The organism is Marivirga sp., from assembly GCF_024636815.1.
In the GTDB taxonomy this organism is placed as follows: domain Bacteria; phylum Bacteroidota; class Bacteroidia; order Cytophagales; family Cyclobacteriaceae; genus Marivirga.
In genome coordinates, this window is sequence record NZ_JAGXGF010000101.1 from 1 (window position 1) to 15800 (window position 15800).

Consider the following 15800-nt stretch of genomic DNA (forward strand, 5'->3'; position numbering starts at 1 on the left):
AGTAGCGATTTTTGCAAAATCACTTCCTAAATTTCCGAGGCTCAATAACTGTTTCATAAGTCCTAATTTAGAACTTACACAGTTTATGAGATACTCCCTTATTATATAACCCTGACAGGTTTATCCTCGTCAGGGTTTTTTTATGCCCTTACTTTTTATACCCTTCTCCATAATGACTCCCCTCATCCCCCGCTCCTTAACCCCCTAAAGATAATCAGGATTTAACCACCCCTGCTTCTCCATAAACTCTACCTCCAAGAGTGGATAGCTATAATCTAAGACTACTTTGCCTATTATGCTATAGAAGCCTTTGCCTCTGAAAGGATATTTAGCAGTTATTTTTGGAAAATGAACCGTGTCGAAAGTGTTTTCATAGCAGTCGTGAAAGGTACCGAAATACATAGGCTCTCCATTTTTTGTTGAAGTTCTTTTTATAGTGATCATATAGCCTATAAGGTGTACTTTCTCATTGATTTTATTTTTTAATTCCACAGCATAAGCGTTTGGAGTGATTTGGCTATTTATTAAAATGTAGGGATTACATGTAGGGTAACCCAGTATCATTAACTCATTAAATGAGTTTTCCAAAGCTGTTGTTTTCATTTCGGGTAAGCTGTAATTTATAGGCTCTTCTTCAAATAGATTTACATTATTTGTTTCTTTCTTTTTAAGATATAGAGAGTAAGCTTTCCATAGAAGATGTTTATAAGGTTTATTAAAGCTGTTAAATGCTCCTATTCTTATTAGAATGAATAACTGGTCTTTCTTAATTGGGAGTCTGATTTTAAAGTCTTCTATACTTTTGAAAAACCCATTATTTTCTCTCTCAATTTGGATATTCTCTGCTAATTTTTTCTCGAGATCTTTAATATGAATAAATCCTAAATATATTTTCTTCCCTTCTATTCTAGTAAGGTAGTTGCTTTTATTAACGCATGGGTTTATGATTTCTGCTCCTGCTTTTCGAGCTTCATGAATGTAGAATTCAGTTTTATAGAATCCTCCAAAATTATTGATAACGCCCACCATAAATTCGATGGGGTAATGCGCTTTAAGGAATAAGCTTTCATAGCTTTCTACTGCAAAGCTGGCAGAATGACCTTTTGCAAAAGAAAAGCCTGAGAAACTAGAAATCTCAAACCAAACTCTTTGAATTACCTTTTCATCATAACCTTTTTCACGACAATTTTTAAAATATTGATTTTCTACCTTCTCAAATTCTTTACGAGATCTGTACTTTCCTGACATTCCTCTGCGTAAAATATCTGCTTCGCTTAAAGTTAATCCACCGAAGTGGTGAGCTACCCGTATCACATCTTCTTGATAGACCATTACACCGTAGGTTTCTTTCATTAGCTCATCCATTATGGGATGAATGGATTCGTAATTACCATTACTGTGATGACGTTCGATATAGGTTCTCATCATGCCAGATTGAGAAACCCCTGGTCGTATGATCGAACTAGCCGCTACCAAAGTGATATAATCCTCACATTGTAGTTTTGCCAGCAGCATCCTCATCGCTGGAGATTCTACATAGAAACACCCCATAGTATTACCATTTTTGATGAGGTTCTTGATGACGGGATCTTTTTCCAGTACTTTAGTGTGGATTTTCCGTGGGTCTATTTTTTTACCTTGGTTTTCTTCCACGATTTTAATGGTATCCTGAATGTGCCCAAGACCTCTTTGACTGAGGATATCATATTTGTAAATACCAATATCTTCTGCACTATACATATCAAAATGAGAAACAGGAAATCCTTTTGGAGGCATTTCTGTTGCTGTAAATGCATAAATGGGCTGTTCTGTGATCAATAATCCACCTGCATGAATGGAAATATTAGCGGGGAATTCCTTTGCTACCATGTGTTGGGTATAGTGTAATACCTTTTGCAAGTAATTGTCTTTCTTTCCATAGTTAGGGTTCTCTGCCAATTTATCTATTTCAGTTTTAGGTAGACCAAATACTTTTGCTATTTCACGTAGCATCATACGGGATTTCATAGTAGTATGCGTTCCGAGTAGGCAGGTGTGATGTGCGTTATGTTTGTCAAACATATATTGAATCACTTCATCTCTATGTTGCCAGGAAAAGTCAATATCAAAATCAGGTGGTGAGGTTCGAGATGGATTCAGAAAACGTTCGAAATAAAGATCAAGGTCAATAGGGTCTACATTGGTGATTCCGAGACAATATGCTATCATACTATTGGCTCCGCTACCACGACCTACATGAGGGAAGTCCTTGCTTTGTGCGAACTGAATCATATCATAAGTGATGAGATAGTATGCAGTGAAATCTTTTTGCCTAATGATTTCCATTTCTCGCTCAAAACGTTCAGTAAGCACCGCATTTTGCTTTCCATATCGGTTTTTAAAACCTTTTCTTGCTTCAGTTTCAAAATATTGCCAATCTTCTATGGCTGATCCTAATAAAGAACGTTTATTTTTGGATTGGCCAAATTGAATTTCAAAATGGCTCTCATCTATTAGTTTTCTAGATTGCTCTAGCATAAATTCAAATCCCTGATAATTCTGGAGGAGTATTGCTTTGGGTTTCATGAATTCATTGGGCTGTGCCTGAATTTTTTTATCTAAACGACTTAGCAATTGGTTTTGCTGAATGGCACGCAATAAGCGATGCATATTAAAGCCTGTTTTATTTTTAAAGGTAACAGGAGTTAAAGCCAATAATTTTTCTTTTAGAAATCTATGATGTTGATATTTTAAACGGTTAAGTTCTTCTGGTTTCACTCCAATAAATTCATTGGTGCGAAGATTTTCAGGAGCAGTCTGCATGAGATAGATTACAGCGACATTGTCCGTGAATCGAGGCCTGCTTTGTAAGGGTAAATCATTTCGGTTGTAATAGGATAAAAAAGCATTGAGTTCTTCAAAACCTTGATTATTACGGGCAATACCGATATAAATTAATTGTTCTTGCTTACGGAATTCAATTCCTGGGATTACTTTCAGCGGATAATGAGCATATTCATTCTTCAAATAACGAAAAACTTCAATGTAAGCGGCTGTGCTATGGATATCAGTTAGTGCAATTTCATGAATACCATATTCAATACATTCCAATATCAGTTCTTCTGGCGATAAAGTACCGTATTTGAAGCTAAAGTGTGTATGACAGTTGATATGCATTACTAATATTTTTAGTAAAATTACTAAAAATATTAGTTTAATTTAAAATTGTTTTTACTTTTTATTTATCTCGAATTCAAATAAATTCTTGTTTTGCAACTGACAGCCCTATATATTCGAAGTCTATGGAATTATCCTTCTTAATCACCATTCTGGTTATATTAATTGCTATTGTTTTATTTGCTACCGAGGCTGTCCGTGTGGATTTGGTAGCTATAGGTGTGATGGTGTTGTGGATAATATTTGGTGTTTTAGAACCGGAAGAAAGTTTTAGAGGCTTTGCAAATAGTGCCACACTGACGGTAGCCGCGATGTTTATTTTAAGTAGTGCTTTAATAAGGGCTGGAGTGATTAAATTATTGGCTCCCTTAGCTACTCGACTTTTTAATAAATCCTACAGTGGGGCAATTTTAGGAATGAGTTCTGGAGTAGGGTTACTGTCTGCTTTTGTTAACAATACGCCTGTAGTGGCAACATTTATTCCGATTGTTTCTAAAGCAGCAAGAAAAGTAAATTTACATCCAACCAAATTTCTGATCCCATTATCTTATGGAGCAATATTAGGTGGAACTTGCACTTTAATAGGAACTTCCACTAATCTTTTGGTTGCAGGTATTGCCAAAGATAATGGCTTTGATGAAATTGGATTGTTCACTATGACTCCTATTGGTCTTGTGTTTCTGGTGGTAGGCTTGTTGTATTTGATGTTTGTAGGAAAGCATTTGTTACCTAAGGAATCACAAATTAAGCCTTTACAGGATGATAATGAGATAAAAAAATTCATGACGGAAATCCAAATACAGGAATTGCCGGATGAAAAACAGGGAATAAGTATTGAGGCATTATTTAAGGAAAAGGATTTGTTTTTTGAGGTAGTGGAATTAAAGAGAGGTGATAAATCGATCAAAGATCCCAAAATGAGCACAAGCCTTCAGACGGGTGATGTAATGTTGATTAAAGGTGAAATGGATAAGGTGAAGAGGGTGGTGGCCGATCAACATGTTTCGATAGTAAAGTCGATTACTGATAAACATTTCCCTGAAGAAGAGACCAAAGTAGTAGAGGTTATCATTATGCCAGGTACTAATTTGGTAGATAAGAAACTTAAAAATATAGATTTTCTTGAAAACTATCACTCACATGTTCTTGCTATAAGGCATCGGGGAAAGCGTAAATTCAACGATATGGATAATATTCGCTTAAAGGTAGGAGATACTCTATTATTACAAACAAGCCAAAAGGGTTATGAACTTTTGCAAAAAGCAGAAAATAATCCTAACGCTCCGTTTTTTTCTATTAGGGAAAGTGACTTGGATATACCGGATAAAAAAAAATTGTATTTATCGGCAGGGATTTTAGGATTAGTAATATTGACTGCTACATTTAATATTTTGCCTATTGTGGCTTCAGCTTGGGCCGGAGTTTTTTTATTAGGGATTTTTAGAATTATAAGTATGACGGATGCTTACCGCTCTATAGATTGGCAAGTGATATTTCTACTAGCGGGTTCATTAAGCTTTGGGGCCGCCATGGAGAAAAGTGGTTTGAATGAATGGTTGGTTACACATTTAACATCATTTACAGAAAATGAGTTAGCACCATTTATTATAATAGGAGTCATTTATCTAATGACGATGATTTTTACGGAAATCATGTCGAACAATGCAGCAGCGGCTTTAATGGCTCCACTTTCTATGGCTATAGCTGATGCTTTAGGTTATAGCCCACTACCTTTTTTGATAACAGTGATGATAGCAGGAAGCGCCAGCTTTATGACCCCTATTGGCTATCAGACCAACACTATGGTGTATAGTGCTGGTAATTATGAGTTTAAAGATTTCTTTAAAATTGGCGCTCCCCTCGGATTGATTTTTTGGATTATTGCTTCCTTACTTATTCCTGTTTTTTATTCGTTTTAGATTTTATTTTTAGACCATCAAATACACTTTAAGGCTTTATAAGTGTCGGTATACCATTTAAGTTAAATCGTGTAATAGCCTGATTGTTTTGGTTATCTGATACAGTAAAAACGACATCGTTATAATCCTTATCGCTTCTTTCACCATTCACAAACTGGTCTTCAAAGGCTAGTACAACGGCATTAAAATTTTCGAACTTGAATAATACATGTTGTTGTACTTCTTCTGAATTAAGGTAAATATCTGTGTAAAAAGTTTCATTTCCGTAATTTATTTGACCAGTTCTCCAGCCATCTAAAATTAAAAAGAATCCAACAGTGGTTCCGGCAGGGAACGTCTCATCGCCCAATTGCAACATGTCTCCCTGATTCAAAATTTCATCACTAATATGTGGGAATAAAATATTCAAATCTAATTCTCCCACTTCTACTGTTTTTGTGCTTGGGTTGTAAATGTAATAGCCTAAAGAATTTTTTAAGGTGGCTCCCTCCAATACAAAAGTTATAAAAACTTCTGATTCCTCGGTTAATACAATGTTGAGATTATTTGATTCTTCAAATAAATAGGGATGTTTTTCTATAAAATCTTTACTAGGCGGAAAAATACTATCTAATTCTTCGAGAATATCCGGTTCTAACTCAGTAGTTATTATGTCATCTGGTGTTTCTGGAATATCTGGAGCTACCTCAGATCGTTTACAGGCAAATGTTAAAACAGTAAGTATAACTAAGAGAAATAATTTATTTAAAACTTTCATAATTGGCTTTATTAAGGTGTAATTTATTTAATACTTAATCAAAGGTAGTCAGTTTAGCTATTTTACCTGTTACATATCTAAAGTTAAGATTTGTATATATGTCACATGTATAGAAAGTATTGGAAGTTTTTATATTAACGGTTTAATTATTTTAATTATTTTTATCATATCAACTATAAATCTCTTTTCATTACTTAGTTTGGATGTATATTTTACGTGATTAATCAACCTATTGAAAATATAATTATTCGAATAGTAGTTATCTTTTATGGTTTTTAATCTTACTTATGATTTGACTATATATTTTTTAGATGTTTTAACATCAAACTAAGAGTTAAATATTTTATGTAATTTATTTTGCTTTTTCATTTTTTTTTTTTTTGATTTACAACATCAATTCAAAAATACTATTGAAAAATGGTAGGATTGAAAGTTGTTAGTGCTAGCGAAAGCAGCTTTTGACCAAACCCACAAAGTGAAATAAATTGACTTGAACTCACCTAAGTGTTTTCATCTCGAATAAGCTTTTCATTTCAAGTTTTTAATGGTGTTGAAGGATTGTGTTAAATCAATTTTAAAATTTAAATAGTTTTTTTATGAAAAAAATAAAGGGAATTTTAGCAATTATAACTGTATTAGTAGCGACATCTTTTTTTTATTTTAGTGGTGAAAATAGAGCTGTAGCACGTCAATCTGAAGAAAGCTGTACATTTGATTACGATGCTGGTTGTGCAGATAAGGGAAGTACAAGTTGTACATCATGCGATCCAGACGGACCAGTTGTTGAAGGGGAAAAACCTAAAGAAATAGCAGGTTAGTAAATGATTGATATTTTAAATACCTACCATCAATATCATGGTAGGTATTTTTTAACTTAAATTAGTAAAATGTATAGATTAATTTATTTCGTTGTATTTATTTTTATTATTTCTGCCTGTTCTAAACGATCTAAAGAGCAAAAAGTATTAGATGGTCAATTAAAAATCAGTACCAAAACTAAAAGTATTGGAATTGATGAGAATACTGTTGATTACTCAAAATATACTTTCTTCGATAATTTTAATGGGCAAATCTACTTTTCTATCTTTAATGATAAGGAATATAGAATCCAGATTTATAAATGGCAATCAGGTCAGTTGTTGAAGTATATCCCTGTTCAGAAAGAAGGTCCAAATGGAATTGGGTATTTGAAAGGAATGAAAATGCTTTCTTTAGATTCAATACTGATTATACCGAAAAGAAAAGATCAGTTTGTAATATTAAATGATGAAGGCGATATCTTGAAAAAGTATAATTTGCCTAATCAAGGATTGAATTCTATTGATTCATGGTCAAAAACACAAAATCAGATAGATGTAGTTGATGGGAAACTCTATTTCACTCAAATCCTGCAAGGGAATTGGAACTATGTGGTATCTGAAGACAAAGTCCAAACTCCATTAGCGGCAGCTTATGATCCAAAGGAGGACAGTCTATTTGTTTTTAATACTACATTTCCAGTTAATTATTGGGAAAAAGGAGAAATCGGTATGTGGTTTTTCCGCTATTATAATGATGGATTGTTCTATTATACTTTTCCTGCTGATCATAATTTATATACTTCAAGTATAAAGCATGACGAATTAATTTCTCATAATGCAAAAAGTAATTTTATTTCTGATAATCAACTGTTTAGTTTAAAAAAGCCTAATTCTATTGAGGAAATCATTAAGGAAAATGTGGAATATGGAAGGTATTTGAAATTGTTATATGATTCGCATAGAGAGATTTTTTATCGATTTGTACAATTGCCGAGAGAATTTGAGGAAGGAAGAGATTTGTCAGGGCAATCAAGAAGAATACGCTCTCCATTTTCAGTTATAGTGCTAGATAAAAATTTAAACAAGGTCACCGAAAAGAAATTTCCAGACAGGACATATAATCAGGAAATTACATTTGTAGATGAAGCTGGGTTGTGGATTTCTTATGACCATCCCTATAATGAAGAAAACAAGGAGGATAGTTTTGACTTCAGCTTAATTAAGTTTGAGTAAAAGCTTGTTTAGACATTGTTTTCTACCCCAAACCAATTCTCATCCCGTCTCAGTCTTTTGTCGAGCCCAACGGTATTGCCTCTTACTATGCTTTCCAGCCCATGTTTGTGGCGAATTTTATCCAGGGCTTGGTAAAGTTGGATGTATTCTTCTGTGTCGTCAAATAGATTAATTTGGTAGTTGCCGTGCACCAATCCGCTGAGGCGCACTCCTATCAGTCGGAGCATCATTCTGCGGGTGTATAATTGGTCAAAAAGCTCTTTTCCAAAGCGAATCAAAGATTTGTCGCTGGCGGTATAGCTGATTTTCTTTTGTTTGCTTTCCGTATCAAAATTGCTGTAGCGGATTTTAATGGAGATATTGGAAGTCAGGCGGTTCTGCTCACGGAGTTTGTGCGCCAGTTTTTCTATCATGGCTACCAATATGGCTTTCATTTGCTTTATGTCCATGCTATCATCATGGAAAGTGCTTTCTGTGGAAATGGATTTTTGTTCGCTATAGGGCGTAATTGGCGTATGGTCTATCCCGTGTGCTCTTTGCCACATCACAATCCCATTTTTACCGAAGGTATATTCCATCAGTTTCTTTGGGATTTGCCTGAGCGTTTCCACTTTCTTCACGCCCATAGATCGTAAAAGCTCTGAAGTTTTCTTTCCGATCATCGGAATTTTATGCACAGGCATAGGGTCTAAGAATGCGATTTCTGTGCCAGGTAGTATTTGCCGAGTGTTGTTAGGTTTTGCTTCTCCAGTGGCTACCTTCGATACCATTTTATTTTGCGAAAGCCCCATGCTGATCGGTAGTCCGCTTTCATTAATGATTTTCTTTCTCAGCTCTTTTCCCCATTCATAGCAACCAAAATATTTATCCATTCCGCTTACGTCCAGATAAAATTCATCCACAGAAGCCTTTTCAAAAATGGGCGATTCACTTCTAATGATTTCTGTAATCAATTTTGAGTAGTGACTGTAGTTTTGCATATCTCCTGCTATCACCAAAGCCTCAGGGCAGAGTTGTAATGCCGTTTTCATGGGCATAGCAGAATGCACACCATATGCCCGAGTTTCATAACTGCAGGCTGCTACTACACCTCTGTGTCCGCCCCCAACAATAACAGGCTTGCCATTCAGGCTTGAATCTAAAAGGCGTTCGACAGACACAAAAAAGGTGTCCATATCTAAATGAATGATGGATCTGATAGTATTTTCTTGCATAAAACTAAAATAATTAGCTTTTTTTTGGCTTTTTTAATTATTAATACTAAATTTATTATCAAAATTACTAAAATAAATAGTAATTCAAGTCAAAAAGTTCATGGCTTTTAAAAAATATTAATGGATGGATGTAAAAATTAAATTATCGAGTAAGCGTCTCAATTCAGGGCGATGTCAGGTGCATTTTCATGTGCGCACTAAAACGGGTGACAGAAGATGGTACGGTTATACATTAGCTGAACCACAGGATACCGTAAGCGAAGTGGTTGGCAGAATTAGGAATCGCTTTAGTAGGGCTGAAGATAAGATTTCTTTACATCAAAAAGTACTATATCATTTGAATGGGCATTACAGAGAAACAGATGATTTGATGATTTTTAGAGCCCCCTAAATCCCCCAAAGGGGGACTATAGGCAGTGCTAAAAGTGAGAGGAGAATAGTTGAAAATAAAATTAGAAGAGGGAATATAAAGTATGAATTTTAAAATAATATAGAAATAAGTAGAAATAGAGTATCGAATCTTGTTATTTTACTTTTTCTAACTATTTGATACTTTGAGATAAGGGATGATGGGTGTGGGAAGTTGAAAAAGGACGGGTCAGACTGTATTTTGAAAAGTTTAAATAAGCTAGAAGTGGGGTGGTTAGGTCAGTACCGAAGGTCAGACCGGAAATGGCTAAGAGATGAAGTGGTTAGCTAGGGAATACAAATAGTGAAGTTCTTTTGTCTAGATTCTAGAATATCGGTTCTATTATCTAGCGACTTGATACCAAAAAAATAAAAACTGATGAAAGGGCTTTGATTTCAGGCTCTAGAATCTTGAATCTTATAAAAATGAGCTTGATTAATAACAATATTAAATATCTCCGGAAGGAAAAAGGTTGGACACAGCAGGACTTAGCTGATGAACTAGGAGTGAAGCGTCCGCAAATTGGTTCTTATGAAGAAGGTAGGGCAGATCCCAGGATTCAAACATTGATGAAATTGTCTGATTTATTCAATGTCAGTGTAGATGATTTATTAGGTAAAGATTTATCCAGTCCGATAACTATTAGCCGAAAGCCTACTAAAGTTCTGGCTATTACAGTAGATAGTCAGGAAAGAGAAAATATTGAATTAGTGCCTCAAAAGGCATCTGCCGGATATACCAATGGCTATGCTGATCCTGAATATTTACAGGAGCTTCCTCGTTTTCAATTACCTAATTTACCTCGAAGCAGCACCTACCGTGCATTTGAAATCAGTGGTGATTCCATGCTGCCTTTGGAGCCCGGTACTATCATTATAGGCGAATATGTGGAAAATCCTGAATCGATTCGAAATGGAAAAACTTATATCATTGTGAGTGAGCAGGAGGGAGTAGTTTATAAAAGGGTATTCAATTATGCCGAGGAAAAAGGTGTGCTTTTTATGGTTTCCGACAATACTGTTTATTCGCCTTATGAAATTCCAGTGGAGAGCGTAATGGAAATTTGGGAAGCTAAGGCTTTTATCAGTACTCAATTTCCTGATGTTAAAAACGGAGATCATCGTCCTATGAGCCTAAGAGAGCTTACTGATATTGTGCTTGAAATTAAAGAGGAAGTAACAAAATTGAAGAAGTAAATAAGAGGGGTTAGTAATTTCCGCTAGCGAGACGCTAGCGGAAGATTAATTATATTTTAAAATTAAGATTTCAGAGCGGCTACTCCAGGTAATTCTTTTCCTTCCATATATTCAAGCAAAGCACCACCACCAGTTGATACATAGCTTACTTTATCTCCATAACCTAAGCTGTTAACTGCAGCGGCAGAATCGCCACCACCAATTAGTGAGAAAGCTCCATTTTCTGTAGCTTTTACCACTGATTCAGCTATTGATTTTGTTCCTTTTGCAAATTTCTCCATTTCGAAAACACCCATTGGTCCATTCCATAGAATAGTTTTTGATTCTTCTACTGTTTTTTGGAATATAGCAGTTGCTTCAGGTCCGATGTCTAACCCCATCCAACCATCTTCTATTGAATGATTTTGTGCAATTTTGGTATTAGCATCATTAGCAAAATCATCTGCCACTATTGAATCGATTGGTAATTTTAATTCAACCCCTTGTTCTTTAGCTTTTTGAATTAATTCTTTTGCTAAGTCTAATTTATCTTCTTCTACTAATGAGTTTCCGATTTTTCCACCCATAGCTTTAAAGAATGTGTAAGACATTCCACCGCCTATGATCAGATTATCTACTTTGCTCAATAGTTTCTCAATGATTAAGATTTTGTCGGATATCTTGGCGCCTCCCATAATTGCAGTGTAAGGCTTATCTGCTTTTTCTAATACCTTATCAGCATTCTCTATTTCTGCTGCCATAACAAAGCCGGCCATTTTATCTTCAAAGAATTTTGCAACTACTGTGGTAGATGCATGAGCACGGTGAGCGGTTCCAAATGCATCATTTACATAAACATCTCCTAATTTTGAAAGCGCTTCAGCAAATCCTTCATCTCCTTTAGTTTCTCCTTCATGGAACCGAACATTTTCCAATAATAAAACTTCACCGTTCTTTAAATTTTGAGCTGCAGATTCTGCTTTTTCACCTATTGTATCTTCGCTAAAATGAACTTTAGTACCATAGGCCTTTTCTAAATCGCCTACTATGTGCTGTAGAGAAAATTTATTTTCAGGTCCGTTTTTTGGTCTGCCTAAGTGAGACATTAAGATTGCTTTGCCTCCGTCTTCCAATATTTTTTTTATTGTTGGAATGGTGGCTTTTATTCTGGTATCATCAGTTACCTGAAAATCTTTATTTAAAGGAACATTTAAATCCACTCTGATTAATGCGGTTTTGTTTTCGAATGAATAATCTTTTACAGTTTTCATCAGTATTTTATTTTTTAAAGTTGGTCTCATGGGATTTGTGATAAATACTCTTTAAGCCATTGATATTATTTTTCTCTTAAATATTTATGCTCATTTCATTGAGTTATAATTATGGTTATAAATTTATTCTTTGACTGCTGCTCTTTGCAGTCTATCATTAATGGCTTTCCCCAAGCCTTCTGATGGTACTTTTTCAGTAATAATCAAATCTACATTACTCTCATCTAATTTACGAAGATGAGAGAATAAGTTTTTAGCCGCTTCGTGCATGTTTTTTGATTCTGAAAGTACCAAAGACATCTCTACTTCATTGTAAAACTTAGAAAATGATAAAACTCCTAATTTTGATTTGGAGTTCTTTTCTATTAATTCTTCAATATTTCCAAGGGTGATATTTTTACGAGGAGCATAGTGACTTTTGAGCATACCAGGTGCATCCGGTTTCGAACTGGAATGTGGAAGTGTTTGTACTTTACCAATTAATTTTTTGATTGCATCCACTTCAAGTCCTCCCAATCGATAAATGATGGTTTTTCCATTTTCGAATCCCACTATGGTGGATTCTATCCCCACTTCACTAATTTCCCCTTCTAAAATAAAAGGTATTTTATCGCCTAATTGTTGTTGTACATGTTGTGAATTGGTTGGGCTTATATAACCAAAAGGATTAGCACTGGGTGCTGCTAAAGGATAATTTAATATTTTAAGAAGGCCTAGCGCCTGAGTGTGTTTTGGAATACGAAAGGCCACTCTGTCCAATCCAGAGCATGTTAAATCAGGTATTTTATCGTTGCGTTCCAATAATATGGTTAGTGGACCAGGCCAAAAAGTGTTTGCTAATATTTTAGCTGTTTCTGGAATTTCTTTAACGTATTCACTGATGGCTTCAAGGCTATGTGAATGCAGGATTAATGGATCAAAGTGAGGGCGATTTTTCACCTCAAAAATTTTACTTACTACTTCTGCTTTCAAGCCGTTTCCAGCTAAACCATATACGGTTTCAGTAGGGAACCCGATCAGATTATCAGCATCAAGTAAAGCTTTTGCATTGTTTATATCGCTATTTATTTCTGCCATAATTCTAAAGGCGAATTTAAGTTAATTTTTTTATGATATGCGGATTTGTAAATTGAGAATGATATATTTATAATTGAAATCACCAAAACATTTAAAAATATGAGTAGGAAATCTAGAAATTTAATAAAACTTGTAGCTATAATAATTATACTTGTTTTAGTTTTTATGGAATTAGGAATTATTGCAATACCGGCAATTGCAACTTATAAATTTTGGTTAAGTGTTGTGGCCTTTGCAATGGTATTGTTAGCCTCTAGGTAATATTTTAAAGGGAGAAGGATTAAACTTTCCCCCTTTAATCATTCTCTATTTACAAAATTTCTCCAGCGCTTCAGTTGCGTCTTGAAACCCTCTATTTTTTGCTTTTATCAAATCATCACATCCGGCTTCCTTTTGATCTGTATTAATTTTGATAAAACCACTCCAGTAATAACTTTCTCCATTTTCAGGATTTATTTTTAAACTTAAGTTTAATAAGCTATCAGCTTTGTTAAATGAGCCGAATTGTAACAATGTTTTCGCACTATTAAGATAAGGTATATAATTATTTGGAGATAACTTAATGGCAAATTTATTATCTTCTAAGGCTGCATCATATTGTTTTAATTCAAATAGTGCTGTAGCTCTATTGATGTATAAATCTGCATCATTTGGGCGTATATTTATAGCTCGATTGTAATTTAATAGTGCTTTTTCATAATTTTTAGACTCTAAATGAACATTTCCTCTATTATAATACGGCTTATAATTTGAGGAGTCAATTTTTATTGATTCCGTAAAATCTTCTTTTGACTTTGAATAATCTAATAATTGTAGATAGGCTACTCCTCTCATATTGTAGGCGTTTGCATTAGCATTATTTTTAGAAATTACCTTGTCAAGGTAGTTTATTGCCTCTTTGTAATTTTCAGATTGCATATTTTTTCTACTTTCTTTCATCAATTCTTCTTCAGAAGGACTGCAAGCGAAAAATATTATTGGGCTAATTAGTAAAATAATAGAATTAAATTTTAACATATGTTTAAACAATTAATGTTGTAAAATATAAAAAACCTTACATGAATGATTTAAGTATCACTTGTGCTATTTCCGTTTGAAAAAAGCGTTTTACATTTGTGATAAGCTTACGATTCATTTATTCAAATGGGCGTAATTTTAAGGTTGATAGTTTACCCCGGTTTGGTTCACCGGGGTTTTTTTATGTCCTGTCAATTCTTTCCACATTTTCAAATTCCATTATGAAGTCTATTCCAAATGCTTGAGCTGGGGTTAAGTAGCCGTTTAAAGTACTTTCTTCCAATTTTATAGCAGAAGTCAAGGCTGTTTTAGCTGTCAGGAAATACGCCTCTGGAGTGATCAATTCAGTCGTAAAACTCTTTCCTGACTCATCTGTAATTGTTCCTATAACATAAGTTTTTCCAGTTTCTAAGTTTTTATCACTCGGACCAGTGACGGAATTTTCAATTTTTCTTCTCACTAATTTTTGAATCCAAGCTATACCTAGAAGAAATTTCAAAGTTCTAAATTTCTTGATTTTATTTATCATTTTGAGACTAGCTCCACTAAAAACTTTAATATTTGGAATTTTTGTTTGATGATAGCTGGTCATTAGATCTCCCCATGGAATGGTCATACTCCATTGTTTTCTATGAGTGAATTCTATTTCCTTAACCTCATAGGCTAGTGGTACATTTTTGATTTCACCATTATCTCTAATAAATCCTCCTTTTGATATATTTTTAGCCATTGTCACTGCCGTACCCCTAGACATGCCAGTTTTTGAACCTACAAATGCTAGTTCCAATGATGTAGCAGTAGGAAGCTTTTCTTTTAAATATCTAGCTAAGCAATCTGTAGGTACTACATCAAATCCTACTCCAGGAATAAGTGCAATATTTGCTTTTTTGGCTTGTTCATGATATTTCATAATGTCCTCAAAGACCCAAATTTCACCTGTGATATCAAGATAGTTTGTTTTAGACTTGATGCAGGCTTCTACCATTGGAATTGCTGTTTCCGAAAAGGGTCCAGCGCAATGGATTACGGTATGAAAACCCTCTAGTAATTTTTCTAGATTTTCCTTTTCAGTTAATTTGACAATATGATAAGGAAAATTAGTTTCTTTAGATAATTTTTTGATTGCCTCTGTATTTCTCCCTGCTAATTCTACCGGAATTTCCTTTTCTTTTGCTTCTCGTGCAATTAGTTTTCCTGTATACCCATTAGCACCATATATCAGAATCTTATATGCCATTTAAAATGCTTTTTGATTTTTTTACCATTCTCAAAATAGAGGGTTCTTTTGTAAGAGTATGTACATCTTTAATATTAATCCATTGAAAGTCCTTACTCTCTGAATTAATTTGAGTTCCCCCTTTATTCGAACAAAAATAAGCAAACCGAACGTCATAATGGTCATGTTGAGGTATTCCTTTCTTTTCTGGGATTAGATGAATATCAATATCAAATACTTGATCTGAAACTAAATCTAAATTTTCAAGTGCTGTTTCCTCATTTGCTTCTTTTCTAGCTACTTTTTCTAAATCAGTTTCTCCATCAGCATGCCCACCAGGTTGCAGCCATTTATCAAGCTTTTTATGGTGAAGTAGCAAAACCTCTTGAGTGTTAGGGTTCAATATCCAGGCAGATGCGGTGAAATGGGCCTCTAAATTCTCACGACTAAAAGCCACTATGCTTTTTTCTTGGTAAAGCTGGAGCATTTGTTGTTTAAATATTTTTTCTTCCTCGGATTGTGGGCTGTATTGCCTTATTATATTCATCTTGAATTT

At 34.4% G+C, this 15800-nt stretch carries 13 protein-coding genes; 5 read left to right on the top strand and 8 right to left on the bottom strand.

The features are described from left to right. Positions 1-204 precede the first annotated feature (204 nt). Complete coding sequence (gene dnaE / locus Q0L29_RS07560; RefSeq protein WP_296620469.1) at positions 205-3156, bottom strand: DNA polymerase III subunit alpha; 2952 nt, start codon at positions 3154-3156, stop codon at positions 205-207. A 125-nt stretch (positions 3157-3281) separates the two neighbouring features. On the opposite strand from dnaE, the gene Q0L29_RS07565 reads away from it, so the two are divergent. Beyond that, the gene (locus Q0L29_RS07565) at positions 3282-5075 is read left to right on the top strand and encodes an SLC13 family permease (protein WP_296620471.1); all 1794 of its coding nucleotides are present in this window, start codon (positions 3282-3284) and stop codon (positions 5073-5075) included. Positions 5076-5103: 28 nt separating this feature from the next. Here Q0L29_RS07565 and Q0L29_RS07570 read toward each other — a convergent pair whose 3' ends face one another. Continuing rightward, positions 5104-5832 (bottom strand): DUF4114 domain-containing protein, encoded by a 729-nt coding sequence (locus Q0L29_RS07570; protein WP_296620473.1) that lies wholly within the window; start codon positions 5830-5832, stop codon positions 5104-5106. A gap of 596 nt (positions 5833-6428) precedes the next feature. Here Q0L29_RS07570 and Q0L29_RS07575 point away from each other — a divergent pair. After that, entirely contained in the window at positions 6429-6650 is a 222-nt protein-coding gene (locus tag Q0L29_RS07575) for a hypothetical protein (protein ID WP_296620476.1), read from the top strand. Between the two features lie 69 nt (positions 6651-6719). Next, a complete protein-coding gene (locus tag Q0L29_RS07580) occupies positions 6720-7865 on the top strand; it encodes a DUF4221 family protein (RefSeq protein WP_296620477.1) in 1146 nt (381 codons plus the stop codon). Between the two features lie 8 nt (positions 7866-7873). Here the strand turns inward: Q0L29_RS07580 and dinB are convergent, their stop codons facing one another. Next, positions 7874-9079: a DNA polymerase IV gene (gene dinB / locus Q0L29_RS07585; RefSeq protein ID WP_296620479.1), complete on the bottom strand. Its 1206-nt coding sequence runs from the start codon at positions 9077-9079 to the stop codon at positions 7874-7876. A 124-nt stretch (positions 9080-9203) separates the two neighbouring features. Between dinB and Q0L29_RS07590 the strand changes: the two genes are divergently transcribed. Both Q0L29_RS07590 and Q0L29_RS07595 read left to right on the top strand, forming a co-directional pair. After that, positions 9204-9470 (top strand): hypothetical protein, encoded by a 267-nt coding sequence (locus tag Q0L29_RS07590; protein WP_296620481.1) that lies wholly within the window; start codon positions 9204-9206, stop codon positions 9468-9470. 443 nt (positions 9471-9913) lie between these two features. After that, the gene (locus Q0L29_RS07595; RefSeq protein ID WP_296620484.1) at positions 9914-10684 is read left to right on the top strand and encodes a helix-turn-helix domain-containing protein; all 771 of its coding nucleotides are present in this window, start codon (positions 9914-9916) and stop codon (positions 10682-10684) included. Positions 10685-10746: 62 nt separating this feature from the next. Here the strand turns inward: Q0L29_RS07595 and pgk are convergent, their stop codons facing one another. From pgk to Q0L29_RS07620, 5 genes are all read right to left on the bottom strand, one after another. Beyond that, complete coding sequence (gene pgk / locus Q0L29_RS07600) at positions 10747-11934, bottom strand: phosphoglycerate kinase (protein ID WP_296620486.1); 1188 nt, start codon at positions 11932-11934, stop codon at positions 10747-10749. A gap of 123 nt (positions 11935-12057) precedes the next feature. Beyond that, complete coding sequence (locus Q0L29_RS07605) at positions 12058-13011, bottom strand: L-threonylcarbamoyladenylate synthase (RefSeq protein WP_296620488.1); 954 nt, start codon at positions 13009-13011, stop codon at positions 12058-12060. A 306-nt stretch (positions 13012-13317) separates the two neighbouring features. Further along, a complete protein-coding gene (locus Q0L29_RS07610) occupies positions 13318-14028 on the bottom strand; it encodes a tetratricopeptide repeat protein (protein WP_296620490.1) in 711 nt (236 codons plus the stop codon). A 181-nt stretch (positions 14029-14209) separates the two neighbouring features. Next, positions 14210-15265 (bottom strand): trans-acting enoyl reductase family protein, encoded by a 1056-nt coding sequence (locus Q0L29_RS07615; protein WP_296620491.1) that lies wholly within the window; start codon positions 15263-15265, stop codon positions 14210-14212. Then, a complete protein-coding gene (locus tag Q0L29_RS07620) occupies positions 15255-15791 on the bottom strand; it encodes an NUDIX hydrolase (protein WP_296620493.1) in 537 nt (178 codons plus the stop codon). Before Q0L29_RS07620 ends, Q0L29_RS07615 begins: the two co-directional genes overlap by 11 nt. Positions 15792-15800: the final 9 nt, after the last annotated feature.